This window comes from Sneathia sp. DSM 16631 (genome assembly GCF_014892235.1).
GTDB classification, from domain to species: domain Bacteria; phylum Fusobacteriota; class Fusobacteriia; order Fusobacteriales; family Leptotrichiaceae; genus Sneathia; species Sneathia vaginalis.
Genome location: NZ_JADBHL010000013.1, coordinates 1 through 23,016, shown reverse-complemented (window position 1 = coordinate 23,016; position 23,016 = coordinate 1). Strand labels below are relative to the sequence as shown.

The following is a 23,016-nucleotide window of genomic DNA, read 5'->3' as shown; positions in this document are numbered from 1 at the left end:
TTCTCCTATTTTTTTATTCGTCATCTTCATCTAAAGATTGACTTGCTAATTTATCATTTACATAAACAATTTCACTAGCAGCATTTATTATTTCTTCTCTAATAGTATCTTTATCAATATTTTTTTCCCCAAGTTGAGTAGCTATTGAAATTAAAATTGATAAATTTGTTCCAGAAATTAATTCTATATTATAATCGTTTAATCTTCTTATAAAAGCTTGATTAACAGATCCTCCCGGTATATCAGTAAATACAAAGATTTGCTCTTCTTTAGTAAAATTACTTAATACTTCATCAATTTGTTTATCAACTGAAACATTTTCTAAATAAGCGCTAATATCAATTATTTCAACTGTATTAGGCAAAATATATTCTAATGTGTCCTTAAATCCATTAGCAAGCTTATGATGACTTGCAACAATAATTTTTTTCATAAATCTATGCTCCTAAAACTTTAAAGTATGATCCTATTAATGAGAATACAACTATAGTTAGTATAACTCTTAAGAATCCCCATTTTCTTTTTTCCATTAAATAGTATACTATTCCAGTTAAAGCAACTGGTAATAATGCAGGTAAAATCTTATCAAAAATACCAGTTTGCAGATTTAAAACGACTTCTCCAAATTTAAACTCAATAGGAGATTTTACTCTTACAACAGTAGCAATTAAGCTTCCAACTACTGTTAACCCCATTACTGAAGCACCTTCTGTTATTGCACTTAATTTATCAGATAAATCAGTAATTAATCTAACACCTGAATTATATCCAATTTCAAATAATTTTAATCTTAAAAGTATTAGCGTTAAATTTAATAACATCCATATTATAGCACCTAATGGATTCCCATCTAACGCCATATAACCTGCAATTGATCCCATTATTGTAGGATATAATACCCATAATAATGAATCTCCAATACCAGATAAAGGTCCCATTAATGAAGTTTTAATAGATCTTACAGCATTTAATGATTCTAGTCCTTCTTTTTCTTGCATTGCTAAATCTGCTCCGATTACAAGTGGTCCCATATATGGTGTAATATTAAAATATTCATGTTCCATTCTCATTGCTTTTTGATAATCTTCATCATTTTTATATATTTCTCTTAGTGGATCAGCAACAGCCCAAGCATAACCTGTCCCCATTAAAGTCCCATAATTTAAATTGTTAGCACCTATGAAAGAAAATTTCCAAACGGCTCTTTTTTTATTTTTTTCAGATAATTTTATTCCATTATTCATCAAAATCAACTCCTCCTTCATAAACTGCTTCGGTATTATTTGTTACCATTTGCTTTTTAGATATCATATCTTTGTAAACATAAACTCCTAATGCAAATCCTACTATAGAAATTGCTAATATTGGTAATTTCATATACGCAGCAATTACAAACCCAATTAATAATGCCCAAATATAACGACTTGTAGGCATATAACGCATTAACATTACAACCCCAACTACTGGTAGCATTCCTCCAGCAATATTTAAACCATTTGTAAACCAATCAGGTGTTATCTTTATAATAGTTTCTACAGCTGTTGGTCCAAATACAACTAGTATAATCATAGGAATAAATGCTTGCATAGAAACAAAGAATACACTTATAAAGTTAACATTTTGCATCTTTTTAAATTGTTTTTTTTCTAAATATTGTTTTGCCTTTTCAGAAACAAATGAATTTAATGTTCTTGTTAATACATCTAAATTTATTGCTATTATACCAACTGGTAATCCAATAGCAACAGCTGTCCCTATTGTAGCTCCAGTTCTAGCATTTAAATATATTGCAACTACAGTAGCAAGAGCATAATCAGGTACTGATGATCCACCTAAAGCAGCTACTCCTAAACTCATTAATTGAAATGTTCCAGCTATAACTAATGCTGATTGTAAATCTCCCATTATTAACCCTGCAAAGAACCCAACTGTTACTGGCCAGTGGTTAACTATTGTGATACCACGATTGTCTATTAAGGCATACATTGGAAGTAATATAATTAATATATCTTGTAAAATACTTGGCATAATTTTAATCTCCCTTTCCTATTTTAAATATTCTTTTAATGATACTTCTTTATCAGAAGGTGCAAATTGATAAGTTACTGATATCCCCATATCTTCAAGTTCTTTTAATAATTGTAATTCATTTTCTGTTGCTGCAAAACTTTTTTCATATTTTTTACGCTCAGGTCTATCTAACATAATACCTATATTAACTTTAGGTATTTTAATACCTTCTTTTGCCAATCTTACTAATACTTCAACATTATTAACAACTAATAAAACATTATGATTATCATATTTACCAGCTTTAATATTAATTATTGCTGTCTTTTCATTAATAAGTGACATACCAACTCCTGATGGCTTGCTCATTCTCATAGCTGATTTTCTAATCTCATCTTCTGCTACAACATCATCTATAACCATTATTCTTTGTGCATTTGTTGTACTTGTCCATTGAGTCACAACTATACCGTGTACTAATCTTTCATCAATTCTTGCTAACTTTATTCCCATATCTATATCCTTTCATTTTAATTAAAAATATAATTTATTTTTTTAGCTAAATAGCTATCTTTTTTACAAAATACTGGTAAAGTTTCTAAACTAAATTCTATTATATAATCCTTACCACCTTTGTAAACTTTATTATTAAATACGTTAATCCAATCATTTCCATCAGGTAAATAAACCTTCATTTTTTTCATTTCAAAATCAATAACAGGACTTATGAGTAAATCACTTCCGAACATATACGAAAGTCTATCGTCCCAAGCTTTTTTATCATTTGGAAATTCAAAGAATAAACTTCTTGAAATTGGATAACCAAAATTTGTACTTTCTTCATATAATTTAAATATATAATCAACTAATTTTTCTCTAATTCTAATATATTTTGTTAAGATTCTTTCAACTTCTGTTCCAAATGACCAAATTTCATTACTAGATCCACTTGTTCTTACTCCTCCTCCTGTTTTACCATTTTTTTGACTATGAGGTTGTCTATCCCCATGCATTCTTAAAACTGGACTAAATACAGCAAATTGAAACCATCTAATCATTAATTCCTTAAATTTTTGTGTAGTTGAATCTCCACTATGGAAACCTGCAATGTCTGTTGTGCTCCAAGAGATTCCTGATAGTCCCATACTAATTAGTATTTGTATTTGTTCTCTTAAAGATTTAAATGAACTATCTATATCCCCAGACCAAACAAGACTTCCTTCTTTTTGTGAATTAAACCATGCAGATCTTATTAATACTGGATATCCTTCTTCTCTAGGTATTGTCATTAAATACTCATAAGGATATCTATTTGCCATTTTTTCCAAATTTCCTTTTGAAGTATTATACTCTCTTTGCTCATATATATTCATTTCAGGTTCTGCTTGATCTGCCCAGAATAATTTAATATTCTTGGTTTTATAATTGTTTGTTAATAAATTTGAGACGAATTTTTTTGTTTCGTCATTATAGAAGTCAAGAATATCTTTATTATCAAATATTTTTGATTTATTATCTCTAGGTTCTAATAACATCTTATTATTTTTATAATAATTATAATATTTTGAATTTTTACTAACAGTTGGCCAAACAGAAACCATTAATTCAGTGTTAGTTTCTTTCATTTTTTTTGACAATTTATCTATATCTTTCCAATAATTATCATCAAATTCAAAATTTCCATCTTCAGTCCAATGAAAATAATCTATAACAATTACTGAAGGTTTTATTTTCCTATTTAAGTATTCATTATATATTGTTTCAACTTCATTAGTTGTTTGATATCTTAGTTTACTTTGCCAAAGACCTAATAATTCTTTTTTAATTATTGGTGCTCTACCAACCATAAAAGTATATTTTTCAATTATATCTTTTGGATTTTCTCCAACAATTACAACATAATCTATACATTCGGTATTATTATTTACCCATTTTTTATAGTTTTTATTAAATGATACATTACCTATCGATGAACCATTCCATAAAAAACCATAATTTTTATTTGAAATATAGAAAGGTATTGTAGTTTGTGAGTTTCTTTGCATTAATTCATACATTCCTAAATTCTTATTCAAATTTTCCTCTGCATAAGAACCCATTCCAAAAATTTTCTCGTTTATATCAGTCTCAAATAATTGTATTGACTCAAATGAATCCTTATAATTTTTTTTAAATTCCCTTGGTGAAATATTTAATGAATATGATGGCTTATATTCTATTTTAACATCATCATCTATTCCAATAGTCCTTCTAACATTACTTTGTTTTCTTGAATATTCTTCTAGAATTAATTGATTTTTATTATAAAAAAATAATTTATTATCTTTATATTCAACTTTTAAATTGCCATTTATAAATTCAATAATATCTCCATTTTGTATTATTTTAAAATTTGAATTTTCATTTTTTTTTAACTCTTTAATTCCAAATTCATTTTTAATTTTTTTATTTTTAGGTGATGAGTAGACTCTAATAGCATCTACTCCCCACTCTTCAACAATTAATATTTCTTTATCATTTATTGCAGAAAATGAATTTTTACTTATTTTATATCGATTCTGTTTATTCATTTTTTCTCCAATATAATTATTTATTTATATTCTTTTCAATATATTTAAATAATTCTTTAAAATTATCTTTTGATCTTTCTCTTATAAATACAGGAATTTTTTCTATACCTGCATCAACAATATATTTTTTACCACCTTTATATACCTTGTTAGTATATAAGTCTATCCAGTTTTCATCGGCAGGTAAATATACTTCCCTTTTTCTATCTTTATAATAAAGTATAGGAGAAACAAGAATACTATCACCTAACATATAAATATTATCAACTTCCCAAGATAATTTATCATTTTTAAATTCATAGAATAAAGGACGCATTATCGGATAACCAAATTCATGTGATTCTTGCATTAGATTATCTAAATAATCCTTTAATAATTCTCTTATTCTAACATATTTTGTTAGTATATCTTCAACTTTTGTACCATACGACCAAATTTCATTTCCAGCTCCAGTTGGCATACAGCCACCACCAGTATTTGACAAAGGTTTACTATGTGGTAATCTATCCCCGTGCATTCTTAAAATTGGGGAGAAAGTACTATATTGGAACCATCTTATTATTAATTCTCTAAATTCTTCATCTTCTGGATTACCTCCATGGAAACCTCCTATGTCAGTTGTCCACCATGTAATTCCAGCAATTCCCATATTTAATCCTGTATTAACTTGATTTCTAAAAGATTTAAAACTAGAATCAATGTCACCTGACCAAGCTAACGCTCCATATTTTTGAGCACCAGCCCAAGCTCCACGTACTAATGTTACAACAGCTTCATTAGAATCCTTATTACCATCATAAACCATTTCTAAATATTTATTTGGATATAAGTTACCACAGTAAAAAGCGGTTCCTTTACTATATCTATAATTATCAAAATCATATACAGCAAATCCTGGTTCTGCCACATCTACCCAGTAGTAGTCGATACCAATATCTTTATAATTTTTCTTAATTAAACTCCATACATAATCTCTTGCAGCTTTTTTAGTAGTATCTAGATATAATGTATTTCCTTGTATTTGCATTGTTAATCTAATACCTCTATTAACTTTTACTAAATAGCCATTTTCAAGATAAGTATTATAATTATAGGCATCTGATTGAACTGTAGGCCATATTGAAATAATAGGTTCTACTTTATATTCATTTTTTAATTTATTAACCATTCCAGATGGATCTTTCCAGTAGTCTCTATCAAATCTATATTCACCTTGCTTTGGCCAGTGGAAGTAATCTATAGCAATTGTTGACAATTGTATATCTCTTTTTTTGTATTCTTCTACTACATTAATAACTTCTTCATCTGTTCTATATCTTAATTTACTTTGCCATAATCCAAGTAAATTTTTCGGCATTTTTGGAACTCTTCCAGTCATTTGTGTATATTGTTCTGTTATTTGTTTAGAATCATCAGAAACTGTTATCCAATAGTCAATATAATCAGTCCCAAACATTTCCCATTCAGTTAAATTTTTAGCAAAAGTTACTTTCCCTATTCCAGGATTATTCCATAAGAACCCATAATTCTTACTTGAAATATAAAATGGAACAGACATTTGTGTATTTCTTTGTGCTAACTCAAGCATTGTATTTTTTAAATCTAAATATTCATGTTGGTATTGACCCATACCATATATTTTTTCTTCTTTATTTGCTTCAAATCTAACTTTTACATTAAAACTCGAACCATCAAAATTTGATCTGTATTCCCTAGATTTTAATTTTAGAGTAGAATTAAAATCTTTAGTTATTTCAATCGTTCCTACATCTTCACTTCCGTCATCGTGTTTAACAGCTCTTAGTCTTATAAACTCTTTAAGTATTAATTCATCTTTATCATTAAAAAAACTTATTCTATCTCTATGATCTAAAACTGCTTTAATCTTACCATTAACAATAACAGCTTTATCATTTTCCTTATAAATTAATAAATTAGGGTAATTACTAGAATAGTTTTCAGTCAAAGCATTCTTTCTATCCACATATTTTTGATCTAAGAAAGATCTAACTCTTAATGAGTTTTCACCCCATGGTTCTATTATTAATAACTCTTCATCATATGTTTTTACAACGCAATTATCCTTTATTGTTACCATTTCTTACTCCTTTATTATTTATTTCCTTACAAATTAAATTTGTATTATCATATATTTTTTTATATATTCCATATATATTTTTATATTTCTCTTTTTTATCATTATCTGGAGTATAACTATTTGAATAATTTATTAATGATTTTATACATTCAAGTTCATTTTTATACCAAGATAATCCTAATGCAGAAAGCATAGCAGCTCCTAAAGATGGTCCTTGTTCAACTGAAACTGTTTTAACATTTAAACCAAATATATCTGCTTGTAATTGAAGCCATTTTTTATTTTTTGCTCCCCCACCTATTGATATAACTTCATTAATTTTTTTATTTGTTATTTCATTAATCAATTCTTGACTATCTTTTAAAGAAAATGTAATCCCCTCAACAACTGATTTTGTAAAATGATTTAAGTTATGACTAGTATCTATACCAATAAAACTTCCTCTTATGTTAGCATCAATATGTGGAGTTCTTTCTCCAACTATATACGGTGTAAATAATAAGCCATTTGAACCAGCAGGAATTTCATCTATCTTTTCTAACAATTCATTAAAGTTACTGTTTTTAGCAAAAGTTTTTCTGAACCATTCTAAACTATGACCAGCTGATAATGTAACACCCATTGAGTAATATAATCCTTTAATAACATGATTGAAAACATGTAACTTTCCATTATATTCTTTATCAACATTATTCTCTAGTGTTAAGAATACTCCAGAGGTTCCTATACTTACCATAGCCTTATTCTCATCATATATTCCTGTTGTTAGTGCAGCACAGGCATTATCAGCACCTCCAGCAAATATTTTTATATTTTTCTTAAAATTAAATTTTGTTTTTAATTCAGCTTTTATAGTTCCTACTAATTCATAAGATCCTAAAAGTTTTGGCATATATTCTTTAGGAATATCATACTTTTCTAATTGATAAGAAGACCATTCATTTTTATTTAAATCAAGTAATAAAGTCCCTGAAGCATCCGAATAATCAGTAACATATTCACCTGTTAACCAAAATGAAAGATAATCTTTAGGTAATAATATATGTCTTACATTATCCCATATTTCTTTTTCATTTTTTTGTACCCACATTATTTTTGGCAATGTAAAACCTTCAAGAGCTCTATTTTTAGTAATTTCAAAAAGTTTTAAAGAATCCTTCATTATTTCTTTACATTCAGCAGTAGTTCTAACATCATTCCATAATATTGCATTTCTTAAAACTTTACCGCATTTATCTAAAAGGACTAAACTGTGCATTTGCCCTGAAAAACTTATTCCTTCAAGGTTTTCAGTAAAATCCGATATTTTACTTGATAAATTATTGATTACATTTCCTAAAGCTTCTACCCAAAATTTCGGATTTTGTTCGCTATATCCAATTTTTTCTTGAATAAGTGGATAAGAATATTGTTCTGTTTCAACAATTTCTCCATTTTTATTTAAAACTAAACCTTTTAAAGAACTTGTCCCTAAATCAATTCCCAGTACATAACTCATAAAACATTTCTCCTAATTATACTAAATAATCATTTAACATAGACTTAATATATTCTAAATGATTAGATTTATTTTCAATTTCACCATTTTTCATAGCATAATCTGTTAATGTTTCTAAATTTTCATTATCACTAACGATGCTAGCACCTATTCCTTCTTTATAGCTAGCATATCTTTCTTGAATAATACTATCAAAGAATTTTTCTTCTTTCATTTTAGCCGCTGATTTTAATCCTCTAGCATATGTATCCATACCAGCTATATGTGCTAAAACTAAGTCTTCCATAGAAGTAGATGTTCTTCTAACTTTAGCATCAAAGTTTATTCCACCTTTTTGTAATCCATTATTTTCCAGAATTTCATACATTGCAAGTGTTGTATCATATATATTTGTAGGAAATTCATCTGTATCCCATCCTAAAATTGTCTCAGCATGGTTTGCATCAATTGAACCTAAAAGTCCATAACTTCTAGCTGTTCTTAATTCATGTTCAAATGTATGACCAGCTAAAGTTGCGTGGTTTCCTTCTAAATTTAATTTAAAGTCATTAATTAAATTATATTTATATAGGAAAGCTATTGTAGTTGCAGCATCATGGTCATATTGGTGTGTCATTGGTTCTTTTGGTTTAGGTTCTATTAAGAATTGAACTTTATGTCCTATTTTCTTTGCATAATCAACAGCCATTTTTAATAATCTTGCCATATTATCTATCTCTAAATTTAAGTCTGTATTTAATAGAGATTCATAACCTTCTCTTCCACCCCAAAATACGATATTTTCACCATTTAATTTTTTACTAACTTCAATAGTTTTCTTAACTTGTGCAGCAGCATATGCAAATACATCAGCATTATTAGATGTAGCAGCACCGTTTATAAATCTTGGATGAGTAAATAGATTTTGAGTGTTCCATAATAATTTAATTCCAGTCTTATCCATTTTTTCTTTAATTAAGTCTGTAATTTCATCTATATTATCCATAAATTCTTTAAGACTTTCACCTTGTGGTGCAATATCAATATCGTGGAATGTAAAATACTTAACATTAAGTATTTCTAATAATTCGAAGAAAGCATTAACTTTATTTTTTGCTGTTTCCATATGAGTTCTTCCATTCCAATTTCTAATATATGTTCCATCACCAAATGGATCACTTCCTGTACCATTCATTGTATGCCAATAAGCAACAGCAAAACGAAGTTGTTCTTCCATTGTTTTACCCATTATAACTTCATTAGGATTATAATGTCTAAATGCAAATCTATTTTTTGTCCCCTTTCCCTCAAAACTTACCTTTTCAATATTTGAAAAATATTTCATAATCAACCCCTTTTCTTGTGCTCGCACACATTTTTATTTAAAATTTTTTTATAAGTTTTCTTTAATTTTAATTTCAGTTGTCATAATTATTCTTTTATTAATTGGAACTTTATTCATAATTAAATATTCTAATAACACTTCTACAGCTAGTTGACCTTGCTTAAAAGGTTCTTGACAAATTGTAGCTGAAATCTTATCTTTTTTTATGTATTCTTCAACAATTGGAATCAAATCCACAGTTATAATATTTATTTTATCTAATATATGGTTTTTTTCTAAAGCTTTTATTCCACCCTCAATACCACCTGCTGAGAAAAACACACCATCAAAATCCTTATTTTTTTGAATATACTGATTAATCATTTTATATGACTTATCATCATTATCTTCATTTTCTATAATATCTATAATTTGAATGCCATTATCATTTTTTTCTAAATATTCTTTTAGTCCATTTATTCGATTTCTATGTCCAGACACCAATTTAGAACCAGTTACAACAAGTAATTTATATATTTTTTTTGTTGAAAAAATATTAAATAACGCACCAGCAACATTTCCAGTTTTTTTGTAATCAGATCCTATATATGCTAACTTATCAGCATTATCAATATCTATATTTAAATTAATAACTGGAATAGATTTTTTACTTATTTCTTGTAATCTATTAATTACCTTTTTATCATCTATAGGTGTTATAATAAGACCTTGTACTTCATTTAAAATCATTTTGTCAATCGCATCAATTTGATCTTTTACATCATATCCTTTTTTTAATTCATATAATAATTCAAAACCAAAATTTTCTAAAACTTCTTTCTTATTTTCAATACCGTTTATAACTTGGTCATAAAATGGATTTCCTTTTGAATTTAGTATTACACCTATCATTTTTTTACTATATTTATTATTAGCCAACATTTTCCCAAATATATTAGGCTTATAATTTTCTTTTTCAAGTATTTTTAATATTTTTTCTTTAGTCTCACTTTTAACCGAACCTCTATTATTTATCACTCTATCAACTGTTCCTCTGGAAACCCCAGCTTTTTTAGCGATTTCTTTAATTGTAACCATTATTCATCTCCTTGTGCCCGTGCACTCTTATTAAGAGTATACCTTGTTTTTTTTAATTGTCAAATTTTTTATTTATCGTAAATTTTTCCAAAATTAGAGGATCAAAATACTAACGAGCATGCATAAACATTATGCATTTTTTTTGAAAGTACTTTCCTTTTTTGTGGGGTGATTTCATGTACTATACCATAGAAAAATTAACTAATAGACAAGGACTTTCTTACCTATACAGCTTCTAGCAATCGCTTAAAATAGTACTTAATCTATTCATCTGTATATATATCAATTTCAATATTGTACACTAGCATTTTGTCGTTTCCGTTTTCTTCAATATACAGTAATATTTGCCTTATTAAGTCTTTATTTAATATTATTTATACCTCCCTAATTAACTAAAAAACACCCCTAAGGGTGCTTTTAGATTGCAATCATTTTTATCATATATAGGTGGGTCTGCCTTTTTCCACTTCTCCATACCTACATTTCTGCAAGGGCGATAGCGGCACATTTACTATCCTCTATATATAAATGGTCTATAATTATTTTTTGTTTTTTTCAAATATAATTTTATTGTTTTTTAGTAAACTTTTCCCGAGTTTGACAGTTTTAAATAATTAAAAATGTTGTAGATATATTAAAATCTAGCATCAAAAAATTCCAACACATAGCTATCCATAAACAAATTATGTGTTTCTTGCTTTGCTTTTTGTATAGCAGGCAACCTCTCACCATTAGAAAGCATATATCTCTCATAATAACCACTATCCATCTGTCTTACTAATTCACATGTGTTAAATTTTCTTTTACAGCTAAGTTGAGATAAAATTCTCTTTCTTCTTTGCTTTTTGAACCAGACATTATTTTTAAGTGATTAGACCAGTTCAATTGTGTCAACAGTGTTGACACTTTTTAATCATCCTTATATAACTCATAGAATTGCTTCATTCTATAGAGTCCTCTACGGTTAAACCCTTTTAGATCAGGATAGTTCTCAGAAAAAAAATCAGCAACATTTTCCACAAAATTTGATCCATAACTTGTTTCTTTACTTTTCTCACTTATATACTTTCCCACTTCCTGATACATCAAAATCAGTTCTTCATTGACTTTTCTATAAGCACGATCCTTTACGCCTTCAATAATCTTAACAATATCATCAAACCGATGATTATCTTTTCCCACATTTGTATTCTGCAATACCATCTTATCTTTATCCATTATTTATTTACCTCTCTGAACCTCTCACGACTGAAGTCGCGAGGTTCTTAAGTGCTATTTAGTTTCTTTTGAATATTTAGTATTCAAATACTAGCTAATTTCCTTAAGACTTTAATAAACAAACTCTCCGTATAGAAACTCATCAATGAATTTCATATCATCAGGGAACATTGGAAGATCTCCACTATCAAGAAGCTATCCTTTCTCAGCCGTTTTCCTCCTTTTAGAAATATTGATAACTGAAAAACGTCAATCATATATCCCAATTTCTAATCTTATCTTCCTCTGTAATCGTACGTATTACCTTACATGGATTCCCGACAGCCACAGAGTTATCTGGAATATCTTTGACAACTATACTTCCACCACCAATTACAACGTTATTCCCGATAGTAACCCCTGGCATAACTTGAACACCTGCGCCAAACCATACATTATCTCCGACAGTTATCGAATATGCATATTCAAAACCCTGATTTCTTCTTTCATAATCTATCGGATGACCTGATGTATGAAATCCGCAGTAAGGAGCAATAAAGACATTGTTCCCGAATATAACCTTCCCAGCATCCAAAATCACAAGACCATGATTTGCATAAAAATTCTCTCCAACTTCTATATTCCATCCATAGTCACACCAGAAGTCAGGCTCAATAAGAATGGAGTCTCCAGTCTTTCCGATAATTTCTTTTATAAGACTTTCCCTCGCATCAAAATCGTCCACTGGAAGATTATTATATTTCTGGCAAAGCACTTTACACTTTATCCTATCCATCTTTAGTTCCTCATCATAATTGGCATCATACATTTTATGATGAAGCATTTTTTCTTTTTCCGTCATAAAAACCTTCCATTTCAAATTTATCTTTCTGACATCTAAATTGAACACTCAACCCTCACACTTTTTTCTATAAGCCACCGTGGATAAGTTCTCACGGAGCCTATCACCCTTTAACCCTTGACATCAATGCAACCGTCTCGACATGAATTTTTAGACTATTTAACAAATTGTACATTTATATAAAACACACTTTATTTTCAAGATTTATAATGGTTTTGTCGTTTAATATCCATAATTTTTGATTAGGATTTTACATGCTATATAAATTATTAATTTTTTTCAAAGATTCATCACTAGAAATATCTGTCCAACATGAACTAACATTTTTTAATTTGCATATAGCCGCTACCTTATCTCCAAACGCATTTCTCGTTTTTTCTATATTCATATCGCTAACATTATATCCTGTAGGATTATTTCTCCATCCACAAAAATAGATTTTATATGCTTCCTCAACAACCCTTCTTTTTGACACTACCATTACTACATCTGAATAATTCGGCTTTCGTTGAAACATTTTCGGAATTTTATTATTTAACGCTTCAAAAAAATCTATCGGTTTAAAAGTATGATTGGGGTCGTATTTAATTTCTAAATATTCAACAAGTTTTTTATAATCATCTAAATAAGGTTTTGCACAATATTTTTCATCAATTTCAATTTCAAAAACAATCGGATTATTCCCCAAGGTTGATAAGTACAATCTCATTGGGTTAATATCGGTTAAAAATAGACAGCTAAAATCTTTAGCATTATATGTAAATGGAAATATTGCCCTTTCCTCTTTTCTGATTTTCATATCTTCATGTAATATTTTAAGTGCAGTAAATTTATACATATTCATTTCCTCATATCTCCTTATATAAAACAGAAATAATAATATAGTTATTTTTGCAAAATCTATCTTAACTTGTCTTCAGCTGGATCAACTCTATACCAATGTTCTGAATTTCTTTTACACTGTAATGCAGGCACTCTTTTTGTAACCTTACGTTTTATTTTCCCATCTGAATTTAGTACATCTATACATTCTACTGGTTTATTGAAGTATTTCATTTTTCCACCACATATAGGACATTTGTCAATATGAATTTTTTCTATTGTGATTTTCCTTCCAAGACCGCTTATTGCATAATTAAAGAATAATGGATGTCTAGTTTCTTTTTTTGTAATATTCTTTAAAAATATGACTATCACAAGAAGTATCAATATTACAGAAAAAATTATGAAGTAAATAATATTATTTGAATCTAACTTAATATTCTTATTAGTTATTAAATTGATTAAGGGCTCAAATATTTTATACATTTGGAAAAGTTCTATTAAAGAAAGTATAAATCCCATCCATGAAAGTATTGCCATTGTTATCGGACTTCTCCAAACAGGTTCTGGTGTATATAATACAACCTTATCTTCTTCAGCTTCCTTAGAATAATTATTACCAGCTAAAATATTAGTTGGACCATTAAAAATATTCCCTGAAACATTATTAATATTAGACTTAGAATATTTATCTCTCATATATTTTCTCCTATCATTTTATTTTCTTCGCACTATACTTTTTACTCTTTCTTTGAGACTTTCCATCTTCTCCAATTTCAACATTACTACGAAGTTCCATTTCTAGTTGAACTGCTTTAAATTGCTCTTTTGAAATTATCCCTTCGTGATGATTCTTATTCAAATAACGATTCTCCGATCCTCCTGAATTCGCAATTGCCACATCACCTGTATATTTTTCTCGTATGAGTGTAGATTCAATCACTTTTTTACTCCATCGTTCTTTACCTTTAAATGTCTTTATTTTCTTTTCTTCAAGTTTATCTATAATTCCACCAATACTATATCCTCCAAGATACTAGTCGTAAATTCTTCTAGCAATGCTTGCTTCTTCTTCATCAATTATAAGCATTCCATTCTTATCTTTTTTGTTAGCCGTAACAGGCTCTATTATATAGTCCTGATGTTCCATCCTCGGCTCTGCATTTTAAGCCCAAGCGTATATTTTCGCTTCTCCAGTCATTTCACACGTTTCAATTGTACTAATCAATAATTCATCTTTAACGGTCTCTGTATCTATCTTATCTTTCTCAAATATAATTCTTTTCCCTGCTACTCGTATTCTTCTAATAGCTTCTAAGCCTTCTTTAGCATCACGTCCAAAACGGCTAAAACTTTTAATAAGAATAATATCTAAATTTCCATACTTGCACTCATTTATCATTCTATTAATTTCTGATCTTTTTGATCCTGTCTTAGCATATGCAGCATCAATAAAAACATCTGCCACAAACCATGTTCTATGTGCAACCGCTAGTCTCGTTAATCCCTATATTTGTGCCTATAAACTATCCATTGGGGCTTTATGGCTTGTACTTACACGATCATATATCCAAACAGCATAATCTTTTATAACTCTCTGCTTCTGTATTACAGTTACATTTTCAGCCATATGTTTTCTTCCATTCATAGAGATTCCCCACAATATTTTAGCATAATTATTCTTTAATCTAATTATAATGTTCATTAGGCTATTTTGCAATTATCAAATTTCTAGTTGGGTGCATTTTTTCTTGTTATCCATTCTCTAGTGTCAACTCTAGGCTATGGATATGTTCCCACTCAACCTTATTTTCTCTCAAATAATAAGACTTACTCAAAGCTAACGATACCTTTAATGATATCCTATGAATAAGCCCTTATTTACGCACTGTATGCAACTTTTGACATCAATACTACCGTCTCAACATGATTAGTAAATGGGAACATATCAACTATACATGCTTTTTTCACAGTATAACCATACTCTTGAAATTGTTTCAAATCTGTACATAATGTTCTTGGATTACAAGAAACATATATTATTTCATCTGTTGGATAAAACTCTACAATCTTTTTAACTGTTTTTTCACCAACACCACCTCTTGGTGGATCTAGTATTAATAGGTCAGGGATTTCTAGATTTTCTAACCTACTAAACACATCACCAGCTATGAACTCACAATTTTGTATATTATTTAATACACAATTTGATTTTGCCTTCTCCACTGCTTCTTCAACTATTTCTATACCTATAACCTTCTTACAGTTTTTTGATACTATTTGTCCTATAGTCCCTGTACCACTAAATAAGTCAAATACAACTCTATCCTTTTTTTGACCTATATACTCAATTACCTTTGAATAAAGTTTTTCAACTGTCTTTTTATTTGTTTGAAAGAAACTATAAGGACTAATTTCAAATTTTAAGTCAAATACCTCTTCGCATATATCTCTTTTACCATAAAGTATATTTTCTTTTTCACTAACTACCATATCTTGTAAACCATCATTTAATGTATGTAGTATACCAGTTATCTTATACCCATATTTTAAGGGTAAAATAAGGAGTTCTTTTTTTAATTCTTCTAGATAATCTTTTTCTATTTTTCTGTCTATATCACTTGTTGTGACAAGATTTACTAAGATATCATTTTCACCTTTTCTTATAACTAAATTTCTTAAGTAGCCTACATGCTTAAGTCTATGATAAAAGTTTAAACCAAATTTCTTTGAAATTTCATCTATTTTATTGTATATCATATTAAAATTAGCATCCATCAACTTACAACCACTAACATTTACTATATCATGAAAACTATTTTGCTTATGTAATCCTAAAATTGTTGGACCATCTAGGTATTCATTCCCAAAGCTAAATTCCATCTTGTTTCTATACCCTTGTTTTTCAACACTTTGTATAGGTTCTTGAAACTCATATTCATACTTTATACACTGATCTAACAATCTTTTAATATTTTCTTTTTTTAAATAGAGTTGTTCTTCATAGGTGTAATATTGAAAATTACATCCTCCACACTGTCTTTCTAATTCTTGATATATTTGATTTTTTCTATTAGCATAATCTATTATCTTACAATCATTTAACTCATATCTCTTTTTTCTTGTTTTGTTTAATCTTCCCTCAACAATTTGGTCTTTTGCAGCATTAATATTGACAAAAACCCTATTATTATCAATAATTCCATATGATTTTCCTCTTTCATTAATACCTTCTATTTTTATACTAATTATATCGCCTTTTTTCATTTTATTCCTTTACTAAAAAAAATGGCGTGCCTCACAAGAGTCGAACTCGTAACCTTCTGGTTCGAAGCCAGCTGCTCTATCCATTGAGCTAGAAGCACGTTATATCCCATATATTTCATTTTTAATTTTTTTGTTATATATATTTAAAGGTTTTTCTACAATTAAACCTTTTTTACCCGACTTTATACAATCAATTAAGACTAATAAAGCGTTATCTGTATTTTTAGTATACACAAATTTCAAAACTTTAGCAACTAATTTAGTTTTAGAGATATATTCTAGAACTTCATCTAATCTTTCTACTCTAAATACTAGATAAAGATGTCCCATATTTTTTAATAATCTATTCGATATTTCTATTATATCCTCTATCTTTAAATCTTCTTCATTTCTTGCTATTTGTTTTAAAATATTTTTCTTTTTTTGATTCTCATTTTTTTCTATAAAATACGGTGGATTTGATACGATAACATCAAAATTTTGATGTAGACCTTTAGAATATTCCTTTATATCTGCATTGATATATTCAATTTCCATATTATTAGCTTTCATATTTTCTACTGCTAATTCATATGACTCTTTTAAGATTTCAACCCCTTGTATATTGGCACTAGTTTTTTTATACAACAGCATTGATATTATTCCATTACCACTTCCTATTTCTAATATATTTTTTACCTTCCTATTAATCTTTACAAAGTCAGCTAAAACTAAAGAATCTAGCGTTACTGATTGTAAATCTACATTTTGTAATATTTTTAATCCCTTTATACATATTTCCTGTATCATAGAACCTCCAGTAAAAAAAAAGTACCTCACGGTACAAAGTGGCGTGCTTCACAAGAGTCGAACTCGTAACCTTCTGGTCCGTAGCCAGACGCTCTAATCCATTGAGCTAGAAGCACATATAATGGCGGTGAAGGAGGGATTTGAACCCTCGATCCAATATTACTTGGACACTCCCTTAGCAGGGGAGCATATTCGGCCACTCTAACACTTCACCACTGGCGGGCAGACTGGGATTCGAACCCAGACGACTGTTACATCTTCGCCGGTTTTCAAGACCGGTTCCTTAGCCAGTTCGGACATCTGCCCGTTGCACTAGAATATACTACCATTTTTTAATTTTCTTGTCAACCTTTTTTCCTCTTTATTTTTGTATATTGTACAATAATAAGCTATAATATACTATAACTTAATTAGGAGAAAAAAATATGGAATACCAAATACTTATGCTTTTTAAAGCTTTAAGAATCATTAAAATTTTTAACTACATCACCTTGTTAGGTGATACTAAAGTACTTTTATTCATTATCTGTGCAGTCTATTGGAAGAATTCTGTTGTGGGTATTGAACTAATTAAAACTACACTTATGGCTGGAAATGTATCACAAATTGCAAAATTAGTTTTTTGTATACCTAGACCTTTTACAATATACAAAAACATTAATCCTAGTAAATTTGCATTAAAGACTGCTACTGGATACTCATTCCCTAGTGGACATTCACAAGGATCTATGTCTGTATTTGGATTTTTAGCTAATAAGTATAATAGGAATATATTGTATGCTATACCATTTTTAGTTGCAATATCTAGACTAGTACTTGGTGTACATACGCCAACTGATGTAATTATTGGTTTGATTATAGGGTTAATATTTATACGTTTAAATAAAGGTAACCTATTTGTTATAGCTCTAATTTCCTTATTACTTTCAATATTTAAATATACAAAAGGTACAGAGTTTATGCTTATAAAGGATGATTTAATGATAAGTATTTTGACTTTGCTGTTTATAATAATAACACCATATATACAAAAACCTCATAAATTAAGTAACAAGAAAATACTAATAGGTCTTATACCTCTTGCAGTGGTCCTATTAATCATTAAGTACTTTAATTTACCAACATATATATTCTACATATTATTCTTAATAACTATGTTTGTTTATCCAAAAAAAGCTGTTACTAAATAGTAACAGTTCTTTTTTTAGTTATTACTTGCAGCTCTTGTTAAAGGTGGTACCATTTGTTTCTTTCTTGATACTACACCAGGTAAACTAAATGTATTAGCAACTGCCTTTTTATCAAATGCTTTTTCTATAATATCCACTTTATTACCTTCTACTATAGCAACTGAATCATTTAATAATATGTTAGTTATTACAAACATAAATCCTTCTAAATTTAAGTCTTCTAACATTTTTTTGATTTCAGCTAGGAATTTATCTTTTTTAGCTAATAATTCTTCTTCATTTACTGTATTTACTTGTGCTATACCAAATCTACCCTTATCTAATTCAAATACTTTCATATCCATATTAAGTATTTCATGTTCAGTCTTAGAACCTAAATTAGTACCTGCTTTTAGTAAATCCATACCATATTCTCTTAATTCTACTACTGCAATAGGTGCTAAATACTTACAAGCATTAACATCATGTTCTGTACATGTAGGTGATTTGAATAATAGTGTATCTGATATTATTGCACTTAGCATCATACCTGCCATTTTTTTAGATGGTACTACACCTTTTTCTTGATACATTTCACATACTATAGTTGAAGTACATCCATAAGGTTCAACTCTTGCATGTAAAGGTTCATCTGTTTTAAAGTTTGCTATTCTATGATGGTCTATTAATTCTAGAACTTTTGCTTCTTCAAATCCATCAGCTGTTTGTGTTCTTTCATTATGATCAACCATTATTATCTTCTTACCTGCTACATTTTCAACATATCTTGGTGCTTCTACATTAAAATAATTTAGTGCATATTTTGTTTCTTCATTAACATCACCAATTCTAACAGCTACTGCTTTTTCATCCTTCTTATTTGTTAAATTTCTAAGTTCTGCATAAGCTATTGCTGTACATATTGCATCAGAATCTGGATTTCTGTGCCCATAAACTAAAATTTCTTCCATTATTCCTCCTAAAATATTCTTCCTAATTTTATTAATACTAAAAATATTATATAAGTTATACTAAATCCTATTATACTACCTACTAAAACTTCCTTAAATGTATGAATACCTGCTTTTATTCTGCTTTGACAGACTAATAGGTATAGGACTAAAGCCATTAATATTACTCTAATATCTGTTGTCATAAATGTAATTATTACAACAAACGAACTAGCTAAAGTTGCATGTCCACTGGGCATACCACCTTCTAGTGCTGTTCCTTTCTTGTAAATTGCCTTAACACTAACTACTATTATGCATAATAAGGCAATAACTAGTAATGATATGTTAGATATTCTACCTGTTAATGTTGCAATATGATGTGTTGTTACAACAAACTTTAGTATCCTATCAAAAAATATTATATACCCTACTAGTAAAGATGAAATTGCCGCTATCATAACAGCACCTGCTGCTGAATCTTTTGCTATTTTTGCTAGTGGATTCTTTTTCTCAGTGACTAAGTCTACTGTCCTTTCAATACTAGTATTTATTATTTCGGTTATAAAGACAAGGGCAACTGTTAAAATTAAAATTAATAGTTCCGCCTTTGTTACATCAAATAGCATTGCTAGGATTATTATAATTATTGCAGTGAATATATGAAACCTCATATGTGATTCACTTCTTATTGTTTCTATTATACCATCTATAGAATGGTTAAAACTTTCTATTATTCTTGAAGCTTTTTTTGATTTATTATCTTTTATACTCATACGCATCTAAATATCTTTCTTCTTTTTCACGCATAATTTTTCTTTCGTTATCCTTTATATGATCATAACCAAGTATATGCAACATACCATGAGTTAGTAAATAAAAGAATTCTCTTTTATCACTATGACCATATTCTTTTGCTTGTTCTCTTACCTTGTCAATAGATATTATTATATCACCTACTACTTCAACTGGTCCTACATTTTCTGTTTCATTATATGCAAATGATATTACATCTGTTGGTCTATCAACACCCCTATATTCCTTATTAATCTTATGAATAACTTCATTATTGGTTAGCATAAATGATACATAATATGTCTTATCATTAAAATCTTCTTTTTCATTTTTTAATATGTATTCCACATATTCTCTTATTCTATCTTCATCATAATATTCTAACACTTCATCTACGTCATAAGTAATATCTAAGTCTAACATATTAACTCCTTTATTTTCTACTAATTTTTGGATATTGTATTCTTTCATGATAAGCTGCTTTTAATACTTTCAAGAATGCTTGTATTATTGCTTCAATATCCTTTAATTTTATATCACATTCATCTAATTGATTATCATCTATCTTATACTTAATTAGGTATCTTATAGTATTTTCAATACCTTCTTTACTTTTATCAGAAGATGCCCTTATTGCAGCTTCTACCGTATCAGCTAACATTACTATTGCTGATTCTTTTGTACTAGGTTTAGGCCCCACATATCTAAAGTCTGTTTCATTAATATTTTCACCTATTTCAACTGCCTTATAATAGAAATACTGTACCATAGTTGTACCATGGTGCTCTATTATTATATCCAACACTTCTTTAGGTAGTCCATATTGTTTACCTAGTATATATCCGTCTTTAGGGTGAGATGTTAATATCAATGCACTTAATGAAGGCTTTAATTCATTATGTAAATTAGTAAGTCCTCCTTGATTTTCAACAAAATACACTGGTCTTTTTAATTTACCTATATCATGATAATACGCTCCAACTCTAGCTAGTATAGGGTTAGCTCCTATTGCTTCTGCTGCTTGTTCAGCTAATGCTCCTACCATTATACTATGATAAAATGTACCTGGTGCTTCAAGCAATAGACGTTTTAATAATGGTGATGAATAATCTCCAGTTTCTAGTAATTTAATGTCTGTTAGTATAGAAAATGCATTTTCAAAATATGGTATTATACCAAGACATATCATACCAGTTAAAAATCCTGATATTATTGAGAAGGTTAATAAGATGGTTAAATATTTAATACCATAGTTATATACCCCTGCATATATTAGTACAAATAAGCCTTGTATAGCTCCTATCTTAAATCCATTTTTTACTAATTCCATTCTATTTGTTAATTTAATATTGTTGTATATACTAACAATAGAAACTATTGTCATTGCACAAAACCATTCTAAATTAGGTGCAAGTAATATATTTGTCATACATGAAACTGCAATAGAAAATTGCTTATCCTGTGTCAACATTGATGATATTATAGACACCGTTGCAAAAGGTACTAGGTATAGTAATGTGTCTGATTTATTTATTGTTAACAAGTATAGTACATTTACTAATACAAAACTTATTAACATAGGATAGAATCCTTTTGAGTTTATACCCTTACTTAAGAACTTTTTACCACCTACATAAAAAGCAATAGAAATCATCACTACATATATGATGCTAAATACATTTCTTAAGTTTCTTTCATAATTAGAAACTAAACCTAATTGTTTTAATTGTTCATACTTACTTTCACTTATTTCATCACCTTTTTTTAGTATGAAATCTCCCTTTTTGATTGTAATAGTATTATTCTTCAATGCCCGTATATTTGCATCTATTTTAGCATTAGTTTCTTCTTCATTAATTATTAAGTTAGGTTCTATGAAATTATTAATCAAATTCTTTTCATAGTCATCTAAAACTATTTGTTTTTTAGATAAAATCTTTGTTAAATCGTCTTTATCTATTACACCTTCTTCATATATTTTATTCAATATATCTATCAAATATATATGATACTTATTACCACCATTAATTCCAACACTTATTAGATCTTCTGGTGAAATATTTAGGTTATTTTCCTTAATAAATAAATGGACTTCATTCACGTTTTTTAAATCTACTAAACTTAAATTTTGTAACACTTTAGAAAACTTATCTACTTCAGCTTTTGCAACATCATCATGTCTATCATATTCTGGTTTAGTATTTTTTAATATCTTCTTCTTTATTTCTTTATCTAAAATATCTTTTTCATATGTAATAGTCTTGTATGCAATAACATCACGCTTTGCTGGTGTCCCTATAACATAATCTGTTTTTGTTTTGTAATATACAAAAATTATAGAAAAAAACACAAATATTGCTAGTAGAATAAAGATTCTAAAATTGTATTTATCATAAATTTTTTTAGTTCTAATTCTATCTATATTTTTTTCTTGATGACGTATATTAATGTCAAATTTATTACCAAAAAAGTTAAATTCCATGATTTTATCTCCATAATTTATTATGTTAAATTATACCATATAGCTACTTTATTGTCTATTTAAAATATGGTATAATCTCTATTATTTATTAGGAGTGAAAGATGAA

Annotated in this window: 22 protein-coding genes, 4 tRNA genes and 2 pseudogenes; 1 reads left to right on the top strand and 27 read right to left on the bottom strand. The window is 28.3% G+C overall.

Annotation, left to right across the window (positions count from 1 at the left end; translation table 11 throughout):
- Positions 1–13: 13 nt before the first annotated feature.
- From IMK15_RS05410 to IMK15_RS05305, 23 genes and pseudogenes are all read right to left on the bottom strand, one after another.
- Entirely contained in the window at positions 14–433 is a 420-nt protein-coding gene (locus tag IMK15_RS05410) for a PTS sugar transporter subunit IIA (protein ID WP_192942163.1), read from the bottom strand.
- 4 nt (positions 434–437) lie between these two features.
- Positions 438–1,244, bottom strand: coding sequence for a PTS system mannose/fructose/sorbose family transporter subunit IID (locus IMK15_RS05405; protein WP_192942162.1), 807 nt, complete (start codon positions 1,242–1,244; stop codon positions 438–440).
- A complete protein-coding gene (locus IMK15_RS05400) occupies positions 1,237–2,028 on the bottom strand; it encodes a PTS mannose/fructose/sorbose/N-acetylgalactosamine transporter subunit IIC (RefSeq protein WP_046328462.1) in 792 nt (263 codons plus the stop codon). Before IMK15_RS05400 ends, IMK15_RS05405 begins: the two co-directional genes overlap by 8 nt.
- An 18-nt stretch (positions 2,029–2,046) precedes the next feature.
- A complete protein-coding gene (locus IMK15_RS05395) occupies positions 2,047–2,523 on the bottom strand; it encodes a PTS system mannose/fructose/N-acetylgalactosamine-transporter subunit IIB (RefSeq protein WP_192942161.1) in 477 nt (158 codons plus the stop codon).
- A gap of 17 nt (positions 2,524–2,540) precedes the next feature.
- Entirely contained in the window at positions 2,541–4,580 is a 2,040-nt protein-coding gene (locus IMK15_RS05390) for a TIM-barrel domain-containing protein (protein ID WP_192942160.1), read from the bottom strand.
- Between the two features lie 16 nt (positions 4,581–4,596).
- Positions 4,597–6,678, bottom strand: a complete 2,082-nt coding sequence (locus IMK15_RS05385) for a TIM-barrel domain-containing protein (RefSeq protein WP_192942159.1) — start codon at positions 6,676–6,678, stop codon at positions 4,597–4,599.
- Positions 6,659–8,176, bottom strand: a complete 1,518-nt coding sequence (xylB, locus tag IMK15_RS05380; RefSeq protein ID WP_192942158.1) for a xylulokinase — start codon at positions 8,174–8,176, stop codon at positions 6,659–6,661. Before xylB ends, IMK15_RS05385 begins: the two co-directional genes overlap by 20 nt.
- A 16-nt stretch (positions 8,177–8,192) precedes the next feature.
- Positions 8,193–9,500, bottom strand: coding sequence for a xylose isomerase (gene xylA / locus IMK15_RS05375; protein ID WP_192942157.1), 1,308 nt, complete (start codon positions 9,498–9,500; stop codon positions 8,193–8,195).
- Positions 9,501–9,548: 48 nt separating this feature from the next.
- Entirely contained in the window at positions 9,549–10,577 is a 1,029-nt protein-coding gene (locus IMK15_RS05370) for a LacI family DNA-binding transcriptional regulator (RefSeq protein ID WP_192942156.1), read from the bottom strand.
- Positions 10,578–11,211: 634 nt separating this feature from the next.
- Complete coding sequence (locus IMK15_RS06635; RefSeq protein WP_257719623.1) at positions 11,212–11,346, bottom strand: hypothetical protein; 135 nt, start codon at positions 11,344–11,346, stop codon at positions 11,212–11,214.
- 140 nt (positions 11,347–11,486) lie between these two features.
- Positions 11,487–11,795 (bottom strand): DUF1016 N-terminal domain-containing protein, encoded by a 309-nt coding sequence (locus tag IMK15_RS05360; RefSeq protein ID WP_158500353.1) that lies wholly within the window; start codon positions 11,793–11,795, stop codon positions 11,487–11,489.
- 253 nt (positions 11,796–12,048) lie between these two features.
- On the bottom strand, positions 12,049–12,636 hold the full coding sequence (locus IMK15_RS05355; protein WP_046328455.1) for a sugar O-acetyltransferase: 588 nt from the start codon (positions 12,634–12,636) through the stop codon (positions 12,049–12,051).
- Between the two features lie 250 nt (positions 12,637–12,886).
- Positions 12,887–13,480, bottom strand: coding sequence for a DUF6037 family protein (locus IMK15_RS05350; protein WP_200893824.1), 594 nt, complete (start codon positions 13,478–13,480; stop codon positions 12,887–12,889).
- 56 nt (positions 13,481–13,536) lie between these two features.
- Positions 13,537–14,157 carry a hypothetical protein gene (locus IMK15_RS05345; RefSeq protein ID WP_046328454.1) on the bottom strand — a complete coding sequence of 207 codons (621 nt, stop codon included), beginning with the start codon at positions 14,155–14,157 and terminating at the stop codon, positions 13,537–13,539.
- A gap of 13 nt (positions 14,158–14,170) precedes the next feature.
- Positions 14,171–14,482 (bottom strand): annotated as a pseudogene (locus tag IMK15_RS05340) (recombinase family protein); the annotation flags it as partial.
- Between the two features lie 141 nt (positions 14,483–14,623).
- Positions 14,624–14,929: pseudogene (locus IMK15_RS06560) on the bottom strand (recombinase family protein); the annotation flags it as partial.
- Between the two features lie 48 nt (positions 14,930–14,977).
- On the bottom strand, positions 14,978–15,163 hold the full coding sequence (locus IMK15_RS06555) for a hypothetical protein (protein WP_226869220.1): 186 nt from the start codon (positions 15,161–15,163) through the stop codon (positions 14,978–14,980).
- 176 nt (positions 15,164–15,339) lie between these two features.
- Entirely contained in the window at positions 15,340–16,725 is a 1,386-nt protein-coding gene (gene rlmD / locus IMK15_RS05330; RefSeq protein WP_046328453.1) for a 23S rRNA (uracil(1939)-C(5))-methyltransferase RlmD, read from the bottom strand.
- 22 nt (positions 16,726–16,747) lie between these two features.
- Positions 16,748–16,823: transfer RNA gene (locus tag IMK15_RS05325), tRNA-Arg, on the bottom strand.
- 1 nt (position 16,824) lies between these two features.
- A complete protein-coding gene (locus IMK15_RS05320) occupies positions 16,825–17,514 on the bottom strand; it encodes a tRNA1(Val) (adenine(37)-N6)-methyltransferase (RefSeq protein WP_046328452.1) in 690 nt (229 codons plus the stop codon).
- A 39-nt stretch (positions 17,515–17,553) separates the two neighbouring features.
- Positions 17,554–17,630, bottom strand: a tRNA-Arg gene (locus IMK15_RS05315).
- A gap of 6 nt (positions 17,631–17,636) precedes the next feature.
- Positions 17,637–17,728, bottom strand: a tRNA-Ser gene (locus IMK15_RS05310).
- A 2-nt stretch (positions 17,729–17,730) separates the two neighbouring features.
- Positions 17,731–17,820: transfer RNA gene (locus IMK15_RS05305), tRNA-Ser, on the bottom strand.
- A 119-nt stretch (positions 17,821–17,939) separates the two neighbouring features.
- On the opposite strand from IMK15_RS05305, the gene IMK15_RS05300 reads away from it, so the two are divergent.
- Positions 17,940–18,704, top strand: a complete 765-nt coding sequence (locus tag IMK15_RS05300; RefSeq protein ID WP_192942155.1) for a phosphatase PAP2 family protein — start codon at positions 17,940–17,942, stop codon at positions 18,702–18,704.
- Between the two features lie 14 nt (positions 18,705–18,718).
- Here IMK15_RS05300 and IMK15_RS05295 read toward each other — a convergent pair whose 3' ends face one another.
- Genes IMK15_RS05295 through IMK15_RS05280 form a run of 4 tightly spaced genes read right to left on the bottom strand, consistent with a single transcriptional unit; the run spans position 18,719 to position 22,910 of the window.
- Positions 18,719–19,654, bottom strand: coding sequence for a manganese-dependent inorganic pyrophosphatase (locus IMK15_RS05295; protein WP_192942154.1), 936 nt, complete (start codon positions 19,652–19,654; stop codon positions 18,719–18,721).
- 8 nt (positions 19,655–19,662) lie between these two features.
- Positions 19,663–20,409, bottom strand: coding sequence for a diacylglycerol kinase (locus IMK15_RS05290; protein ID WP_192942153.1), 747 nt, complete (start codon positions 20,407–20,409; stop codon positions 19,663–19,665).
- The gene (ybeY, locus tag IMK15_RS05285; protein ID WP_192942152.1) at positions 20,393–20,851 is read right to left on the bottom strand and encodes an rRNA maturation RNase YbeY; all 459 of its coding nucleotides are present in this window, start codon (positions 20,849–20,851) and stop codon (positions 20,393–20,395) included. Before ybeY ends, IMK15_RS05290 begins: the two co-directional genes overlap by 17 nt.
- Before the next feature lie 10 nt (positions 20,852–20,861).
- Entirely contained in the window at positions 20,862–22,910 is a 2,049-nt protein-coding gene (locus IMK15_RS05280; RefSeq protein WP_192942151.1) for an HD family phosphohydrolase, read from the bottom strand.
- Positions 22,911–23,016: the final 106 nt, after the last annotated feature.